The organism is Halomonas sp. JS92-SW72 (assembly GCF_003547075.1).
Taxonomy (GTDB): domain Bacteria; phylum Pseudomonadota; class Gammaproteobacteria; order Pseudomonadales; family Halomonadaceae; genus Halomonas; species Halomonas alkalicola.
The window spans coordinates 3,852,117-3,866,847 of the sequence record NZ_CP032147.1 but is presented as its reverse complement, the minus strand read 5'-3'; the positions used below and the strand labels follow the sequence as shown (position 1 = coordinate 3,866,847).

12 protein-coding genes and 1 pseudogene are annotated in these 14,731 nt (G+C 61.5%); 4 read left to right on the top strand and 9 right to left on the bottom strand.

Annotation, left to right across the window (positions count from 1 at the left end; translation table 11 throughout):
- Window positions 1-173: 173 nt before the first annotated feature.
- A complete protein-coding gene (locus tag D1793_RS18260; RefSeq protein ID WP_119023390.1) occupies window positions 174-1,007 on the bottom strand; it encodes a bifunctional allantoicase/(S)-ureidoglycine aminohydrolase in 834 nt (277 codons plus the stop codon).
- A gap of 194 nt (window positions 1,008-1,201) precedes the next feature.
- The gene (puuE, locus tag D1793_RS18255; RefSeq protein ID WP_119023389.1) at window positions 1,202-2,140 is read right to left on the bottom strand and encodes an allantoinase PuuE; all 939 of its coding nucleotides are present in this window, start codon (window positions 2,138-2,140) and stop codon (window positions 1,202-1,204) included.
- A 424-nt stretch (window positions 2,141-2,564) separates the two neighbouring features.
- On the opposite strand from puuE, the gene D1793_RS18250 reads away from it, so the two are divergent.
- Window positions 2,565-3,311 (top strand): aspartate/glutamate racemase family protein, encoded by a 747-nt coding sequence (locus tag D1793_RS18250; protein WP_119023388.1) that lies wholly within the window; start codon window positions 2,565-2,567, stop codon window positions 3,309-3,311.
- A gap of 139 nt (window positions 3,312-3,450) precedes the next feature.
- Window positions 3,451-4,827, top strand: a complete 1,377-nt coding sequence (locus D1793_RS18245; protein ID WP_119023387.1) for an NCS1 family transporter — start codon at window positions 3,451-3,453, stop codon at window positions 4,825-4,827.
- Window positions 4,828-4,921: 94 nt separating this feature from the next.
- Here D1793_RS18245 and D1793_RS18240 read toward each other — a convergent pair.
- From D1793_RS18240 to D1793_RS18215, 6 genes and pseudogenes are all read right to left on the bottom strand, one after another.
- Window positions 4,922-5,734 (bottom strand): annotated as a pseudogene (locus D1793_RS18240) (NAD(P)/FAD-dependent oxidoreductase); the annotation flags it as partial.
- A 114-nt stretch (window positions 5,735-5,848) separates the two neighbouring features.
- A complete protein-coding gene (locus D1793_RS18235; RefSeq protein ID WP_119023386.1) occupies window positions 5,849-6,865 on the bottom strand; it encodes an FAD-binding protein in 1,017 nt (338 codons plus the stop codon).
- A gap of 28 nt (window positions 6,866-6,893) precedes the next feature.
- Window positions 6,894-7,643 carry an electron transfer flavoprotein subunit beta/FixA family protein gene (locus D1793_RS18230; RefSeq protein ID WP_119023385.1) on the bottom strand — a complete coding sequence of 250 codons (750 nt, stop codon included), beginning with the start codon at window positions 7,641-7,643 and terminating at the stop codon, window positions 6,894-6,896.
- Window positions 7,644-7,680: 37 nt separating this feature from the next.
- Complete coding sequence (locus D1793_RS18225) at window positions 7,681-8,904, bottom strand: CaiB/BaiF CoA-transferase family protein (protein WP_119023384.1); 1,224 nt, start codon at window positions 8,902-8,904, stop codon at window positions 7,681-7,683.
- Between the two features lie 41 nt (window positions 8,905-8,945).
- The gene (locus tag D1793_RS18220; RefSeq protein ID WP_119023383.1) at window positions 8,946-10,475 is read right to left on the bottom strand and encodes a 3-hydroxyacyl-CoA dehydrogenase; all 1,530 of its coding nucleotides are present in this window, start codon (window positions 10,473-10,475) and stop codon (window positions 8,946-8,948) included.
- Window positions 10,475-11,266, bottom strand: coding sequence for an enoyl-CoA hydratase (locus D1793_RS18215; protein ID WP_119023382.1), 792 nt, complete (start codon window positions 11,264-11,266; stop codon window positions 10,475-10,477). The genes D1793_RS18220 and D1793_RS18215 overlap by 1 nt, the downstream gene beginning before the upstream one ends.
- A gap of 248 nt (window positions 11,267-11,514) precedes the next feature.
- Between D1793_RS18215 and D1793_RS18210 the strand changes: the two genes are divergently transcribed.
- Both D1793_RS18210 and D1793_RS18205 read left to right on the top strand, forming a co-directional pair.
- Window positions 11,515-12,369: an IclR family transcriptional regulator gene (locus D1793_RS18210; protein WP_119023381.1), complete on the top strand. Its 855-nt coding sequence runs from the start codon at window positions 11,515-11,517 to the stop codon at window positions 12,367-12,369.
- A gap of 50 nt (window positions 12,370-12,419) precedes the next feature.
- The gene (locus tag D1793_RS18205; RefSeq protein ID WP_119023380.1) at window positions 12,420-13,574 is read left to right on the top strand and encodes an acyl-CoA dehydrogenase family protein; all 1,155 of its coding nucleotides are present in this window, start codon (window positions 12,420-12,422) and stop codon (window positions 13,572-13,574) included.
- Between the two features lie 118 nt (window positions 13,575-13,692).
- On the opposite strand, the gene D1793_RS18200 is transcribed toward D1793_RS18205, so the two are convergent.
- Window positions 13,693-14,586, bottom strand: coding sequence for a 3-hydroxyacyl-CoA dehydrogenase NAD-binding domain-containing protein (locus D1793_RS18200; RefSeq protein WP_119023379.1), 894 nt, complete (start codon window positions 14,584-14,586; stop codon window positions 13,693-13,695).
- Window positions 14,587-14,731 lie beyond the last annotated feature (145 nt).

Here is a 14,731-nt window from a genome sequence, read left to right as displayed (position 1 = left end):
TCCGACGTTGGATGCGAGAGGCGCCGGGGACAGGCCTGGAGGGGGTCCTATGCCAGGGATGGCATCGGTAGCGCCCAGGGAGGGGTTCACAGCGCCCCCGAACAGGCCTGTCGCCGGATCAGCCTCGAGCCCCGCCAACGCAGCTCGCGAGTCTCGGGCAGACGCCTGAATGCTCAGCGGCCACCCAGGCGCAGCTTGGGATGGCGGTTGACGTCCTTGTAGAGCAGGTAGCGGAAGGGCCCCGGGCCGCCGGCGTAGCAGGCCTGGGGGCAGAAGGCGCGCAGCCACATGAAGTCGCCCGCCTCCACCTCGACCCAGTCCTGGTTGAGGTGGTAGACCGCCTTGCCCTCCAGCACGTAGAGGCCGTGCTCCATGACGTGGGTCTCGTCGAAGGGGATCACCGCGCCGGGCTGGAAGGTGACGATATTGACGTGCATGTCGTGGCGCACGTCGTTCGGGTCGACGAAGCGGGTGGTGGCCCAGCGCCCCTCGGTGCCCGGCATGGGGTTGGGGTCGAGGTCGTTCTCGTTGGTGACGAAGGCCTCGGGCACCTCGATGCCCTCGACCCGTTCATAGGCCTTGCGCACCCAGTGGAAGCGCACCGGCGCCTCGGCTTCGTTCCTGACCTGCCAGTCGCTGTCCGGCGGGATGAAGGCGTAGCCGCCCGGCCCCATGGCGTGGCGCTCGCCGGCGAGTGTCAGGGTCATCTCGCCCTCCACCACGAAGAGCACCCCCTCGGCCTCGGGGTCGAGCTCGGGGCGCTCGCTGCCGCCGCCGGGGGCGACCTCCATGATGTACTGGGAGAAGGTCTCGGCGAAACCGGAGAGCGGGCGCGCCAGCACCCACAGCCGGGTGTCCTCCCAGAACGGCAGGTTGCTGGTGACGATATCGCCGAAGACGCCCTTGGGGATCACCGCATAGGCCTCGGTGAACACCGCCCGGTCGGAGAGCAGCTGGGTCTGGGGCGGATGGCCGCCGGTGGGAGCGTAGTAGGTACGTGGTTTCATGGGGTGTCCTGAATAAGTCTACGGCCGAAAACCGTGCCCATGGCCGAGATCGCTCGAGGCTGTTCCGGCGACAGGTCTACGAGGGGTTCACAGCTCCCCCTCTACGACCTGTCCCCGGCGCCTCTCGCTTCGGGCAGCGGCAGTTGAAAAGACGTTAGCCGGATCAGCCTCAAGCAGTTCAGCGCAGAATGGGCTCAGCGCGTCGGTGCCGGATGATGCTCCATCCAGTGGCGGGCGATATCCACCCGGCGCGCCACCCAGACCCGGTCGTGGGCCTCGATATGGTCGAGGAAGCGCTGCAGGGCGCGGAAGCGGCCCGGGCGCCCCAGCAGGCGGCAGTGCATGCCGATGGAGAGCATCTTGGGCGACTCCTCCCCCTCTGCATAGAGCACGTCGAAGGCGTCGCGCAGGTAGGTGAAGAAGTGGTCGGCGGTATTGAAGCCCTGGGGCGCGGCGAAGCGCATGTCGTTGCTGTCCAGGGTGTAGGGCACGATCAGGTGGTCGTGCTCGACGCCCTGGCTGTCGCGCTCGCGGGTCCAGAACGGCAGGTCGTCGCCATAGTAGTCGCTGTCGTAGAGGAAGCCCCCCTCGTCCAGCACCAGCCGGCGGGTGTTGGGGCTGTCGCGGCCGGTGTACCAGCCCTGGGGCTGCTCGCCATAGAGGCGCTGGAAGATCGCCATGGCCTGCTTCAGGTGCTCGCGCTCCTGCGCCTCCGGCATCTCCTGGTAGTGGATCCAGCGGTAGCCGTGACAGGCGACCTCGTGGCCCAGCTCCTTGAAGGCGTGGGCCACTTCCGGGTGGCGCTCGAGCGCCATGGCCACCCCGAAGACGGTGAGCGGCAGGCCGCGGCGCTCGAACTCGCGCAGGATGCGCCATACCCCCGCCCGGGAGCCGTACTCGTAGATCGACTCCATGCTCAGGTGGCGATCCGGGTAGGCCGCCGCCCCGATGATCTCGGAGAGGAACTGCTCGGAGCCGGCATCGCCATGCAGCACGCAGTTCTCGCCCCCCTCCTCGTAGTTGAGCACGAACTGCACGGCGATCCTCGCCCGGCCGGGCCAGTTGGCATGGGGCGGGTTGCGGCCGTAGCCGATCAGGTCGCGGGGGTAGTCCGAAGCGCGGGGTGCGGTCATGGCAGGGCTTCCTGGTTGTTATAGAGAGAGTTGTTATCGAGCGTTGTTATCGAGAGTCGTTGGCGAGCGTTGGCGGCGTACCGTCGAGGCGCCTGGCTGCCGGTCGTGGTGCCGGGCACGCCCCATCAGCGCGATTTATGTATACAAAGACAAGATAGGGTGTCATCAAGCTTAGTGCAACCATCCACCCACACTCAATATTGTATACATAAAATACATATAATTGTGCTCAATCCAAGCGCAAAACGCAGTGGCTCGACCAAAGTCTCACTCCCCTGATTCGAGCGACAAAAGCAAAAATTCAGAAGTAACCCTTTAAAAACAGTCGGTTGTTCAGGCGCGCCCTTCGGGGCGGCGGCATTTGCCAAATACACAAAATCAATCTATTTTGTGTACAAAGACATCGGCGAGACCAGGAGACCCCATGCAGATCCGCGTCATCAACCCCAACACCACCGCCGCCATGACGGACACCATCGGTGAGGCGGCCCGCCGGATCGCCGCGCCCGGCACCCGCATCACCGCGACCCAGCCGCTGGACGGCCCGGTCTCCATCGAGAGCCACTTCGACGAGGCGATCAGCGCGGTGGGGGTCCTCGACCAGGTGCTCGCCGGCGAGCGCGAGGGCGCCGACGCCTACGTGATCGCCTGCTTCGGCGACCCGGGCCTGCTCGCCGCCCGCGAGCTGACCCGAGCACCGGTGATCGGCATCGCCGAGGCGGCCTTCCATATGGCCACCCTGATCAGCACCCGCTTCTCCATCGTCACCACCCTGGGGCGCACCGGCATCATCGCCGAGCACCTGCTGGAGCAGTACGGCTTTCGCCACCACTGCCGCCGGGTGCGTGCCGCCGAGATCCCGGTGCTGGACCTCGAGCAGAACGCCGATGCAGCGCTTGTCCGCATCATCGAGGAGTGCCGCCGCGCCCGCGACGAGGATGGCGTCGGCGCCATCGTGCTCGGCTGCGGCGGCATGGCCGACCTCACCGACACCATCAGCCGCGAGGTGGGCCTGCCGGTGGTCGAGGGCGTCACCGCCGCCGTGAAGCTGGCCGAGGCGCTGGTCGGCCTGGGGCTCGGCACCAGCAAGCACGGCGACCTGGCCTACCCGCGACCCAAGCCGATGCTCGGCCAGTTCGAGCGCTTCGCCCACCTGGCCCCGGCCCGCTGACCGGCCGCCCGCACCACCGGATAGTTCGCAGCACCCACGACAACAACAACCCGCTCCCCGGAGCACGCCACGCCGCAAGCCATCCCGGCATCTGGCCGGAAACTTCTAACATCAAGCAGCGACTTGCGAGGTTCTCGACATGACCACTCCCACTTCACCGGCCACCGCCCAGGCGGCCTCCACGGCCCCAGAGGCCACCCGCCAGCAGACCAAGGCCCCGGGCCAGGAGTCGCTGGCCCCCCAGCAGACCCGCATCATGGGGCGCACCTCCTACTTCCTGGCCTGGTTCGGCGGCTGCGTCTCCATCGGCACCTTCGCCATGGGCTCCAGCGTGGTGGGCACCCTCAACCTGATCCAGGCCACCCTGGCGATCGCCATCGGCTGCTTCGTGATCGGTATCGCGCTGGCCATCAATGGCGCCGCCGGCTACAAGTACGGCATTCCCTTCATGGTTCAGGCCCGTAGTGCGTTCGGCTTCGCCGGCACGCGCATTCCTGGCCTGGTGCGCGCGGTGCCGGCGGTGGTGTGGTATGGCTTCCAGAGCTGGATCGGCGCCGGCGCGCTGAACATGGTGTCGGCCACCCTGTTCGGCTTCGACAACCTGATCTTCTACTTCATCGCCTTCCAGTTCCTGCAGATCGGACTCTCGGTGATGGGCTTCCAGGGCATCAAGTGGCTGGAGAACATCGGCAGCGTCTTCATCCTCGCCTCGCTGATGTACATGTTCTACGCCACGGTGCAGCGCTACGGCGACGAGCTCTCCGCCAGCCTGCTGACCATGGAAGGCTCCTGGGGCCTGCCGTTCTGGGGCGCCACCATGCTCTTCCTGGGCATCTACAGCACCATGATGCTCAACGTCAGTGACTACGCCCGGGAGCACAAGAAGGGCACGCCGCAGAGCCTTCTCACCACCATCTACGCCATGTCGATCCTGCCCTGCACCCTGTTCATGGGCCTGATCGGCTACATGGTTTCCGAGGCCACCGGCACCGCCGACCCCATCCAGGTGTTCGCCAACGCCGTGGACAACACCCCGCTGCTGATGACCACCCTGCTGTTCATCGCCTTCGCCCAGGTGACCACCAACGTGCTCAACAACGTGGTGCCGCCCACCTACGTGCTGATGGACGTCTTCAAGCTGAAGTTCACCACCTCCACGGTGATCGTCGGCCTGCTGGCCTTCGCCACCTTCCCCTGGAAGCTGGTGCAGCCCGACTCCGCCGCCGGCCTGCAGCTCTTCGTGCAGACCTACTCCGCCTTCCTCGGCCCGATCTTCGCCATCCTGGTGGTGGACTACTACATCATCCGTCGCCGCACCCTGGACCTCGGCAAGCTCTATGACGAGACCGGTCCCTACCGGGGCGTCAACCTGGCCGCGCTGATCGCCACCGCCGTGGGCATCGCCGCCGCTCTCACCTTCTCCGCGGTCTCCTGGTACGCCAGCCTGATCCCCGCCGGCGTCACCTACTACCTGCTGATGCAGCACTGGGCCCCCTGCCAGCGCTTCCGCCAGTAACCCCTCCATCGCCCCCAACGACAGCGCCCCGGACTTGAACTGACCCCCAATAGTTGGACGTTTCATTCAGCCGGCGCCCAAGGCCTGAGTCCTGTACTATCAGGCCCACCACCACCTGCTGGTTCTCGGCGTGGTAGAGGAACCAGCCGCCGTGGGTGGACGTGTCGAGCGGCCAGCCGGAGCCGTGGAGGATCAAGCCGGGCTCGTGCTGCTCGGCGGGGATGTCCCACAGCTCCTTCAGGCCGATGCCGTAGTGCTGGGGGTCGCGGCCGGCGTCGAGGTCATATTCCCGGATCAGCCGCTTGCCGATATGGCCGCGGGCGCCCTCGGCAAACAGGGTGTACTTGGCACGCAGCTCCATGCCGGGCATGTAGCTGTCCTTGGGCGCGCCGTCGGCGCCCACGCCCATGTCGCCGATCAGGATGCCCTTGACCACCCCCTCCTCGACGATCGCCTCCTGGGCGGCGAAGCCCGGGAAGATCTCGACCCCCAGGCCCTCGGCCTGCTCGGCCAGCCAGCGGCAGAGGTTGCCGGCGCTGATCACGTAGCGCGGCATGTCGCCACCGGTGTTATGCATGGACTTCGGCACCAGGGCGTTGGGCAGCTTCTGGGCCTTCTCGGCATCTTTGAGCAGGTAGAGCTCGTCGCGGATCGCCGGCGTGGTCAGCGGGGCGCCGCGCTCCTCCCAGTCGGGGAAGAGTTCGGCTAGGGCGCGGGGCTCGAAGACGGCGCCGGAGAGGATATGGGCGCCCACCTCGGAGCCCTTCTCCACCACGCACACGGTCAGCTCCTGCTCGGCGGCATTGGCCTGCTGCATCAGCCGGCACGCCGCGGTCAGCCCCGAGGGGCCGGCGCCGACGATGACCACGTCGAAATCCATCGAATCGCGCTCGGTTACCGATGTCATGAAAAGTCTCACTGTCAAAGAAAAAGGCCGGAGGGTCAGAGGCGACTCCCTTCCACCGGCAAGCCGAGAGAGCTTTTGGCCTCAGCGTCATGATGATCAAGGGTTGCTGGAGGGTTAGAGACGCCCCTCAAGCTCTGGCAGTGCCTGGAAGAGGTCGGCCACCAAGCCATAGTCGGCCACCTGGAAGATCGGCGCCTCCTCGTCCTTGTTGATGGCCACGATCACCTTGGAGTCCTTCATCCCGGCCAGGTGCTGGATGGCGCCCGAGATACCCACGGCGATGTAGAGCTCGGGGGCGACGATCTTGCCGGTCTGGCCCACCTGCATGTCGTTGGGCACGAAGCCGGCGTCCACCGCGGCGCGCGAGGCACCGATGGCTGCGGGGGCGACGATCTTGCCGGTCTGGCCCACCTGCATGTCGTTGGGCACGAAGCCGGCGTCCACCGCGGCGCGCGAGGCACCGATGGCTGCGCCCAGCTTGTCGGCGATGCCGTCGAGCAGCGTGAAGTTCTCGCCGTTGCCCATGCCGCGGCCGCCGGAGATCACCACGCGGGCGGCACCCAGCTCGGGGCGGTCGGACTTGGCCAGCTCCTCCTTGACGAAGGTGGACTGGGCGTTGTCGGCCACGAAGTCCACCGCCTCGATGGCGGCGCCGCCGCCCTCGCCTACCGCGTCGAAGCCGGTGGTGCGCACAGTGATCACCTTGAGGGCGTCCTCGCTCTGCACGGTGGCGATGGCGTTGCCGGCGTAGATCGGGCGCTTGAAGGTGTCCGGAGACGCCACCGCGATGATCTCGGAGATCTGCGCCACGTCGCGCAGTGCCGCCACCCGGGGCAGCACGTTCTTGCCGGTGGTGGAGGCGGCCGCCAGCAGGTGCGTGTAGTCGCCGGCCAGCGCGTTGAGCAGCGCCGCGGTGGGCTCGGCCAGCAGGTGGGCGTAGGCGGCGTGGTCGGCCACGCGCACGCGGGAGACGCCGTCCAGCCTGGCCGCGGCCTCGGCGATGGCGGCCACATTCTCGCCTGCCACCAGCACGTCGATATCGCCACCGATGGCCTGGGCGGCCGCGACCACGTGGGCAGTAGCGCCGGCCAGGGCGCCGTCGTGATGTTCCGCAAGTACCAGAATGCTCATGAGATCAGCTCCTTTCAAAGCACTGTTATCAAAGCACCTTGGCTTCGTTCTTGAGTTTGTCGACCAGCTCGTCCACGGAGCTCACCTTGACGCCACCCTGGCGCTCGGCCGGCGGCTCGACCTTGAGCAGCTTGACCCTGGAGGCCACCTCGACGCCGAGATCCGCCGGGGTCTTGACGTCCAGCGGCTTCTTCTTGGCCTTCATGATGTCCGGCAGCTTGGCGTAGCGCGGCTCGTTCAGGCGCAGGTCGGTGGTGACGATGGCGGGCAGGGTCAGCTCGACGGTCTGCAGGCCGCCGTCGACCTCGCGGGTCACCTGGAGCTTCTCCCCCTCGACCTTCACCTCGGAGGCGAAGGTGCCCTGGGGCAGGCCGGTGAGGGCCGCCAGCATCTGGCCGGTCTGGTTGTTGTCGGTGTCGATGGCCTGCTTGCCGAGGATCACCAGGCCCGGCTGCTCCTCTTCCACCAGCCTGGCCAGCGCCTTGGCGGCGCCCAGCGACTCGACGCGCTTGTCGGTCTCGACGTGAATGGCACGATCGGCGCCCAGCGCCAGGGCGGTGCGCAGCTGTTCCTGGGCAGCCTTGGGGCCGATGGTCACGGCGACCACCTCGGTGGCGACGCCCTTTTCCTTCAGGCGCACCGCCTCTTCCACGGCGATCTCGCAGAAGGGGTTCATGGCCATCTTGACGTTGGTGAGGTCGACGTCGGAGTGATCCGGTTTGACCCGAATCTTCACGTTGTAGTCGATGACGCGTTTGACAGCGACGAGGACTTTCATCAGCACTCCTCAGTAATGCTCAAGACTCTTGGAAAAATTAACCCACCACACCGTCGCATTTGAGTTGCGACAATTGCTCTGGGGAGAGATCCAGGTATTCGGCCAGTACATCGTCAGTATCCTGCCCAAGAAGTGGCGCAGGCCTCTTGTACTCCACCGGAGTATCAGACATATGAATCGGGCTGCCGACCATCTTGAAATCAGGATTCATGGAGTGTGGTATGTTAACCAACATACCACGGGCATCCACTTGAGGTTCAGCAAGCGCACCGGCAATATCATTAATGATTCCAACCGGAACCTTAGCCTTGCTAATCTTTTCTACCCACACTTCAGCGGCATCAAGTTTGAAATGATCCGAAAGAATCTGGGTGATGGCATCCCGGTTTCTGATGCGATTTTCGTTTTTCGAAAACCGAGGATCAATGGACAGCTCTGGCAATCCAATAGCGTCACATAAAGCCGAAAACTGTGAATCATTGCCACAGGCGATGATAAAGTCCTTGTCGCTCGCATTAAAGGAGTTATAAGGAACAATATTGGCATGCGCATTACCATACCGCCCAGGCGATACACCGGTGCTGAGATAGCTCTGACTCTGGTTCCCCAGTGCGGCCAACTGCACATCCAGCAACGCCATATCGCAATACTGGCCACGGCCAGTCTTCTCGCGTGCCAGCAGCGCGGCCTGAATGGCAATGACCGAGTACAGCCCCGTCATCACGTCGGTAACCGCCACGCCCACCTTTTGCGGACCACCACCAGGGACGCCGTCTCGCTCCCCGGTGATGCTCATCAACCCTCCCATGCCCTGGATGATGAAATCATAGCCGGGCTCCTGCGCGCGAGGCCCCGTCTGTCCGAACCCTGTAATGGAGCAATACACCAGCCTGGGGTTGAGCTTGGAAATTGATTCATAATCAAGCCCGTACTTCTTCAATGATCCTGCCTTGAAGTTTTCGATGAGCACATCGCTCTCTGCGGCCAACGCACGGATGACTTCTTGGCCTTTCTTGGTAGCGATATCGACCGCAACGGAACGCTTGTTGCGATTGGTCGATTGATAGTATGAGGCTTCCTGCGTCTCGTTCCCTTGAGCATCCTTCATATAGGGAGGGCCCCAGGCTCGAGTATCATCTCCCCTGCCAACACGTTCTACCTTGACGACATCCGCCCCAAGATCAGCCAGTACCTGGCTGCACCAGGGGCCCGCCAGTACCCGACTCAAGTCAAGCACCCTAATTCCCGTTAGTGCACCCATGGCACCCTCCCCTTTTCCACCAACATGATGAGTTTCCAATATCATCGACCGCTTGGTGCCACGTGCAACAGTGAAATCCCAAGCGTGGCGCGACGGCGCAACCAAAGGCTTGGCCGATAACGTGGATCCCCCGTCAACGCGTAGATACGTTCCAATATCCCAAGCAGCCGCTTCGAACCCAGCGCATCCCCCCATGCCAACGGGCCATGGGGGTAGTTGAGCCCCAGCCTGACGGCATTATCGATATCGGTAGGTGTAGCGATTTCACGCTGAGCGATTTCGCAGGCCAAATTGACCACTGCCCCAAGCACACGCTGCGAGACAAATCCAGCACTGTCACGAATGACCGTCACTCCGCTACCATCCGATGCCAGCAACGCATGAGCCGCGTCACGCATCTCCGGTCGAGTGACTGGCGTCATCATCAGAGTACGATGACGCTCAAGCCCCAGGAGGACATCGAGGCAGAGTGTGCGTTCAGGATCGACGCCGAAGTGCTGACTGGCACTCACGGCATCATCACCCAAGGGGAGCAACAAGCAGAGCGCCTGTTCAGAGGGTGAGTCTGTGGGCTCCACTCGCCCGCCGAGTGACTCCAGCAGCGTCGCGACGTCTGCACGCAGATCGGCATCCTCACACCCCACCCAGACCGGTGGTAGCTCGCTAACACCCGGTACCGGCTGTGGCGTCAGTGCTTCAATTTTCCTGCCTGCCTCATAGCGGTAGAAGCCAATCCCTGTCTTGCGCCCCAGTCGCTTACCTTTCAGCATCTGCCGTGAGATAGAGGAAGGTCGATAACGCGGATCGTGATAGAACTGTTCGAAGATCGACTCCATCGCAGGATGCGAGACATCCAAGCCGGTCAGATCAAAAAGCTCGAGCGGCCCCATCCGGAACCCGGCCTGCTCGCGAAGGATCCGGTCGATGTCCTCTGGTGGCGCTACCCGCTCCTCAAGAATCTTCAACCCTTCGGTGCTGTAAGCGCGTCCTGCATGGTTGACGATGAAACCAGGGGTATCCTGGGCACGCACGCCGGTGTGCCCGAGCCGGCCTGCCAAATTCAGCAGGGTGTCGATCACGGTCTCGTCGGTATCAATCCCCCCGATCACCTCGATGACCTTCATCAGCGGCACGGGGTTGAAGAAGTGGAAACCGGCAAGCCGTTCGGGACAGGCCAGATCCGCGGCAATAGCCGTGACCGAAAGCGACGAGGTATTGGTCGCCAGAATGCAATCGCGGGCCACGATTGCCTCCAGCTCGGAGAACAGGGCCTGCTTGATGCCAAGGTCCTCGACGATTGCCTCGATGACCAGGTCGCAATCCGCCAGGTCCGTTATCGAGTCGACGACGAAAAGGTGGGCCAAGGCATCTTCAGCAGACTCACGAGAGAGCTTGCCTTTGCTCACCAGTTTGTCGAATGTCGCCTGCAGACCATCACGTGCAGCGCTGGCAGCCCCGTCACGCTTGTCGAACAGCGCGACCTCGAGCCCGGCCTGAGCTGCTATCTGAGCGATCCCTGCGCCCATCACGCCAGTGCCGACGATCCCCAGCCGATTCACTTGTCCTGCCATCATGACTCCCCCCGATAGACCGGTTTGCGCTTCTCGATGAAGGCGGCAGCCCCTTCCTTCTGATCCTTTGTGTCAAACAGCATCTGGAAGGCCTTCCGCTCGAGGACTAGCGCACTCTCAAGCGGCAGGTCGGCACCGGCGAGTACGGTCTCCTTGATCTGCTCCACGGCTAAGGCCGGCAGATGTGCAATTTCCTGAGCCAATGCCTTGGCACGCTCGAGCGTCTGCTCATCGGGGACGACCTCGCTGACTAACCCCATACGCAGTGCATCGGGCGCCGGTACCATGCAGCCGGTCATCAGCATGCGCATCGCCTGGAACTTACCCACCGCCCGTACCAGGCGTTGGGTCCCTCCAGCGCCGGGCATCAGGCCAAGTTTGACTTCAGGTTGCCCGAACCGGGCGGACTCGCCGGCCACGATGATGTCGCAGTGCATGGCAAGCTCACAGCCGCCGCCCAGAGCGAACCCGTTGACCGCAGCAATGACCGGCTTGGGGCAGTGCGCAATGGGCTCCCAGAACCGCTCGTTGTGGCGCAAATGCATCTCGGTGGGCGACGCCGTGGCAAACTCCTTGACGTCAGCACCGGCCACAAACACCTGCTCCCCTCCCGTCAGCACGATAGCCCTCACGTCATCACGCCGGGCCAGGGATGAGAACAGCTCGGCGAGCTGACGCCTAACGGCGCCGTTGAGGGCATTCTTGGCGGATGGTCGATCGATGCGAACCACCGCCACCCCTTCGTCGAGCGAGGCAAGAGATACCTCGGCGGGCTGCTGCTTGTCGTTCATGCACCACCTCACAGTAAAATGATCGCTATGCGGACATTTATTTTGCTATACTCGTTAACCTACACAGTTTGGCGGAAAGCTGTCAACGACATCGCTGCGCGCGCCTGACGCCTCCTTGTGGTTTTCGGGGAGGACTGGAGAAACAGCGCGCATGTAGGCCCGATGAAGATAACAGCCCCAGAAATGTCCGCCAAGCGATCTTTTAGATTGCACAGTTGACATTACAGAAGCGGTGCGGGCAAACTTTCATGACTGCTATCCGCCACGGGAGCGAGGACTCAGTGAAGAAAAAAGACAGCCAGAGCGACTTTCAGATCGTGGTGGACCCTATCCATGCGATGGAAGAGCAGGAGAAGGATCGACAGTTCGTGACATCGCTGGCACGGGGGCTGGAGCTTCTGCGCTGCTTCACACCGCGGGATAGCATGCTCAGCAACCTCGATCTGGCCAGAAAGACGGGGCTGCCACGCCCCACCGTGAGCCGGCTGACCCATACCCTCGCCAGGCTTGGCTATCTCCGCCCTCTGCCGCGCGGGAAGTACCAACTGGACGTAGGCGTGATGTCCTTTGGCTACTCCATGATCTCCAACCTCCCGATTCGCTCCGTTGCCCAGCCTTTGATGGTGAACCTCGCCGATGAAGTCGGCGCCACCGTGGCGATGTCGGCACGCGACCGTTTGGACATGGTCTACCTGGACGTTGTCCAGAGCGCGCTGCGCTCCACCATTCGCCGCCAGATCGGAACACGCCTCCCGATTCACCAAAGCTCCGCCGGTCGCGCCTGCCTGGCCGCTATGCCTCAAGAAGAAGCCGAGGTGATCATGGAGCATATTCAGCAAAGCCATCCTGACGAATGGCCGGATATTCGCAGAGCACTGGATGGCGCCTTCAAAGAGTACGCAGAATATGGCTATTGCCTGTCGATGGGCGACTGGCAGAAAAAAGTCAATGCGGTTGCGGTTCCTCTGAACCACCCGCAGTTAGGCGTACTGGCGTTCAACTGCGGAGGCCCCGAATTTCAGGTTTCTCGTGAGAAGCTTGAGGACTTTATTGGACCCCGGCTGGTACAGATGGTGAATGATATCATCACCCAAATCTCGTAACTCGCGAGATAAAACTGACCAGCAAGCCACCATATCAGCGAGGTGAGATTATGATTCGCGACCAGGAAACAATGCAGATTCTTCTCGATTCTATCCGAAGCTTTGTCAACGAAGAGCTTATTCCACGAGAGGAAGAAGTTGCCGAAACCGACCAGATTCCTGACGACATCGTATCGCAAATGCGCGATATGGGAATGTTTGGACTCACCATTCCCGAGGAGTTTGGCGGCCTCGGAGTCACAATGGAAGAAGAAGTCAACATTGCCTTTGAGCTTGGCAGAACCTCTCCTGCTTTCCGCTCCTTCATCGGGACCAACAACGGTATCGGCTCAATTGGCATTCTTCTCGACGGCACAGATGAGCAGAAATCCCGCTACCTGCCACGCCTGGCCAGCGGTGAGATTCTCAGCTCTTTCTGCCTGACTGAACCGGATTCAGGGTCCGATGCGGCGTCATTAAGGACGACTGCTGTAAAGGATGGGAATGAATACATCATCAATGGCACAAAGCGCTACATTACCAACGCGCCGCATGCCGGTATCTTCACCGTCATGGCGCGCACCAACCCGGAAATCAAAGGCGCCAAAGGTATCAGCGCCTTCATTGTAGATGCCAATACATCGGGTATCACGATTGGCAAGTGCGATAAGAAGATGGGCCAGAAGGGTGCTCACACTGCAGATGTCATCTTTGACAATGTCCGGGTACCGGAAAGCGCTCTGATTGGCGAGCAGGAAGGTGTCGGCTTCAAAACTGCAATGAAAGTGCTGGATAAGGGGCGCCTGCACATTGCCGCCATCGCAGTGGGCGCCGCCGAGCGTGTTCTGGAGGATTCCCTTCGCTTCGCCATGGAGCGCAAGCAATTCGGCAAGCCCATCGCTGAATTCCAGCTGATCCAGGGAATGCTGGCGGACTCCAAGGCAGAAATCTATGCCGCCAAGTGCATGGTACTGGATGCGGCACGCAAGCGAGATGAAGGCCAGAATGTAAGTACCGAGGCCTCCTGTGCCAAAATGTTCGCCACTGAAATGTGCAGCCGCGTAGCAGATCGTGGCGTACAGATTCATGGCGGAGCCGGCTATATCAGCGAATACGCCGTTGAGCGGTTCTATCGCGATGTACGCCTTTTCCGACTCTATGAAGGCACCACCCAAATCCAACAGGTGATTATCTCTCGCAACATGATTCGAGAAGCCCAGAGTTAAGCTGTATCCTATTTCATCCACCTCCTCACTAAGCCCCCTTGCCTAACATCGCCCCAATTTTCAGGCAAGGGGGTGTTTCTTTCGCATCAGCAATAAATAACGGTCATTCCTGACGGCCTTAGCCCTCTTTCATCATTGACAGGAGGCGTACAAGCAACTCTCTCTCCTGACGATCGTAGTTCTCCCCACTTCCAGCAGGCCACTCATAGAAGCCGTTACCACTTTTACGGCCGAGATATCCCTTCTCCACCAACGCCTCAAGCAGAGGAGATGGTTTGGTGCGATTATCCAAGCTCGGATATAGGTAGCTTGAGATATTGAGATGTGTGTCTAGTCCATTTAGATCCCGCTGGCGTAGCGGTCCGTTGATAGCAAGACGAATACCAATTGAGTAGCGTACGATATCATCTAATGTCTCAGCGTCCACAACGCCTTGCTCCAAAATCGAGAGACACTCACGCATTAATGCATGTTGAATACGATTCGCCACGAAACCCGGCACGCTTTGCTTCAGCACGGCAGGACGCTTTCCGAGCCCGCGGAGCAAATCAACTGCGTGATCGACGAAGGTATCAGAAGTAAATCGCCCTGGGATCACCTCGACAGTCGGTATGAGATCCGCAGGATTAAAGAAATGAGCTCCCACGAACCGTTCCGGGCGAGTCAGAACATCAGACAGTTCATCGATAGAAAGTCCTGATGTATTGGTTAGGATCAGTGTCGCGTCACCAACATGAGCCTCCACATCCTTCAGCACTCGCTGCTTAAGCGCAAGGTCTTCAGTGACGCTCTCGAGAACGACATCACACTCCCCCACCTGCAACCAATCGCTGACAAAGTGAGCCTGTACCTTGCTAGCAGGATCAGACTCCAGGGCCTGGCGACAACGATCCAACACATTGGGGTTGATATCCAGCACCGTCACCGTCATGCCGTTACCAAGCATTAGCTTGGCAAGGTTCATCCCCATGGTGCCAGCCCCGACCACCAGCCCATTTTTAAATGACTGCATACATGACTCCTATACGATTTTCGCACTGACCATGGTGGCACAAGTGGCCTAGTGCCCAACAGACAAAAGAGGGATACAAAGTATATACGAAAGCGACATCATTTGGCGTATAATTTCAAGACTCACACTTCAAGTCAATTTGCCA

Excerpts from the sequence above, each read along its gene's own strand:
- D1793_RS18260 (WP_119023390.1), bottom strand. The coding sequence starts at position 1,007 with ATGAAACCACGTACCTACTACGCTCCCACCGGCGGCCATCCGCCCCAG.
- puuE (WP_119023389.1), bottom strand. The coding sequence starts at position 2,140 with ATGACCGCACCCCGCGCTTCGGACTACCCCCGCGACCTGATCGGCTAC.
- D1793_RS18250 (WP_119023388.1), top strand. The coding sequence starts at position 2,565 with ATGCAGATCCGCGTCATCAACCCCAACACCACCGCCGCCATGACGGAC.
- D1793_RS18245 (WP_119023387.1), top strand. The coding sequence starts at position 3,451 with ATGACCACTCCCACTTCACCGGCCACCGCCCAGGCGGCCTCCACGGCC.
- D1793_RS18235 (WP_119023386.1), bottom strand. The coding sequence starts at position 6,865 with ATGAGCATTCTGGTACTTGCGGAACATCACGACGGCGCCCTGGCCGGC.
- D1793_RS18230 (WP_119023385.1), bottom strand. The coding sequence starts at position 7,643 with ATGAAAGTCCTCGTCGCTGTCAAACGCGTCATCGACTACAACGTGAAG.
- D1793_RS18225 (WP_119023384.1), bottom strand. The coding sequence starts at position 8,904 with ATGGGTGCACTAACGGGAATTAGGGTGCTTGACTTGAGTCGGGTACTG.
- D1793_RS18220 (WP_119023383.1), bottom strand. The coding sequence starts at position 10,475 with ATGGCAGGACAAGTGAATCGGCTGGGGATCGTCGGCACTGGCGTGATG.
- D1793_RS18215 (WP_119023382.1), bottom strand. The coding sequence starts at position 11,266 with ATGAACGACAAGCAGCAGCCCGCCGAGGTATCTCTTGCCTCGCTCGAC.
- D1793_RS18210 (WP_119023381.1), top strand. The coding sequence starts at position 11,515 with ATGACTGCTATCCGCCACGGGAGCGAGGACTCAGTGAAGAAAAAAGAC.
- D1793_RS18205 (WP_119023380.1), top strand. The coding sequence starts at position 12,420 with ATGATTCGCGACCAGGAAACAATGCAGATTCTTCTCGATTCTATCCGA.
- D1793_RS18200 (WP_119023379.1), bottom strand. The coding sequence starts at position 14,586 with ATGCAGTCATTTAAAAATGGGCTGGTGGTCGGGGCTGGCACCATGGGG.